This window comes from Shigella sp. FC1967, assembly GCF_001743005.1.
Lineage (GTDB): Bacteria > Pseudomonadota > Gammaproteobacteria > Enterobacterales > Enterobacteriaceae > Proteus.
In genome coordinates, this window is the sequence record NZ_MIIZ01000948.1 from 1 (window position 1) to 1,670 (window position 1,670).

2 protein-coding genes are annotated in these 1,670 nt (G+C 51.4%); both read right to left on the bottom strand.

The genetic code is table 11. The features are described from left to right. Positions 1-157: 157 nt before the first annotated feature. Positions 158-589: a hypothetical protein gene (locus BHE89_RS16550; RefSeq protein ID WP_000687894.1), complete on the bottom strand. Its 432-nt coding sequence runs from the start codon at positions 587-589 to the stop codon at positions 158-160. A gap of 60 nt (positions 590-649) precedes the next feature. Further along, a partial coding sequence (locus tag BHE89_RS16555) for a DNA cytosine methyltransferase (RefSeq protein ID WP_141008320.1) occupies positions 650-1,670 on the bottom strand: 1,021 nt, incomplete at its 5' end.

A 1,670-nucleotide genomic window follows, 5' to 3' on the forward strand; every position in this document is an offset into this window, starting at 1 on the left:
CCCCATTTGCGCGGCCAATGGCTTCGCCTTTTTCAGACCTTCCTCAAGCACTCTCTGATTTACAAGTTGTTCTAATGTGTTCATTTGACTCTCCACTTTCGAGAGAGCAATGCAAGCCGTCTCCGGACTTACATTGCCCGTTAACGGCTTTATTGGTTTATCCCAAGAGGTACGGAGCTACGCCAGTCAGGAAGCCCATGACTCCCAACACAGCGCCAACCACGCCCAATTTGATTGACAGTTGGACACTTTGATCCGGATGGTTCCAGAACCACTGCCAGACTTCCCAGCGCCTGGCTCTGCGAACCTCAAGATTTACAGTGTCTTTAAAACGAACACCCAGAGCATCTACCGCATCGTAATCCAGCGCGACCGCCAGCTTTGTGATGGATAAATTCCCAGGGTTGCCCATCGCATACCGGAGAACCTTTGCTTTGGTCTCTGGGTTTACGATCATAACCGGCTCCCTCCTGAAAAAACGGGTCTTGTCTTTTCGCTTGGAATCCATGTTGCGGTTATGGAACCTGGCAATGCAGTGTTGAAGGCCTGAATCCTCGGGAGGTAAAGGCACAACAGTTTCGATTTTCATGATTACTCTCCTTTCGGATAGGCCGGAGCAAAGGCCTTTCGGCATTGCCCCGGTGAGTTACTAATGAACCAAAGATGAAGTGACCATGATTGCGTCTCCGGACATCATTACCGGGAGATATTCGCAAGGCTCATGGCCGCAGCTCTTTTTAGTTCCGTTAGGTGAATAGACAGCCAATTGACCGTCCATAATGTTGAAGGGCATCCCCTGTTTTTTCGCTGCCGGTGACAGCTTGAGAGTGCCCTTTGCGTCAACCAATGCCGTTGCCCAATGGAAGTCTTCACCACCGATCACCGGCTGTGATTCATCCACGACTTCGACCATGATTGGCATCATTCCAACCCAGCTCCACAGGCTGTTCCCTAATGCGAGGGCTAAAGCCTCGAACGCGGGAAAGACTACCGATTGCCCGAGAATCTGGTGGGCAATAGTGTCCGACAGACCTTGGATGAGTTCCTCTGGTATCCCTTTCACTCGACAATGTTCTGTCGGTGTAAAGATGCGAGACAACTCCGGCTGTTCTGGATGAACAATGAAAGGTTCGGTACTTCTGCATTTTGCATAGTCCTTACCTATGGTGCCGCAAAACTCATCGTCGCCAGTCAGAAGCTGGCGAGAGAACCCCTTGCCAGCAGCTTTGTCTCTCAACTCCTTCTCAGCCAGATAGTCAAATGACTTCCAACGTTCAGAATCGAGCGGAACTGGCTCCAGGATGTCCTGTATGCGACTTTCCTTGGTGCGAACAGGCTGAACCTTCTCAAGTTCAAACCCATCGATCCCGTGGGAAAGCGCAACAACACAAAGACGCTTGCGGCGCTCAATAACCCCAAACTCATTGCCGTCGAGAATGCGCTCTTGTAGGGAGTAACCCAACGAAGAGAGCACCGAACGAATCACTTCCATCGAAGCGGTGTTCTGGTACTCAGGCACGTTCTCAATCAGCACAACGGCTGGGTTTAGCGCTTCTACGAATTGCAGGAAGTTGAAGAACATGGCACCTGCCGCCTCATGCGATTCGGCAAACTCCAACTTGTTCTTACTGCGACCTGACTTTGACGCGCCGGTACACGGTATGCCCCCC

Excerpts from the sequence above, each read along its gene's own strand:
- BHE89_RS16550 (WP_000687894.1), bottom strand. The coding sequence starts at position 589 with ATGAAAATCGAAACTGTTGTGCCTTTACCTCCCGAGGATTCAGGCCTT.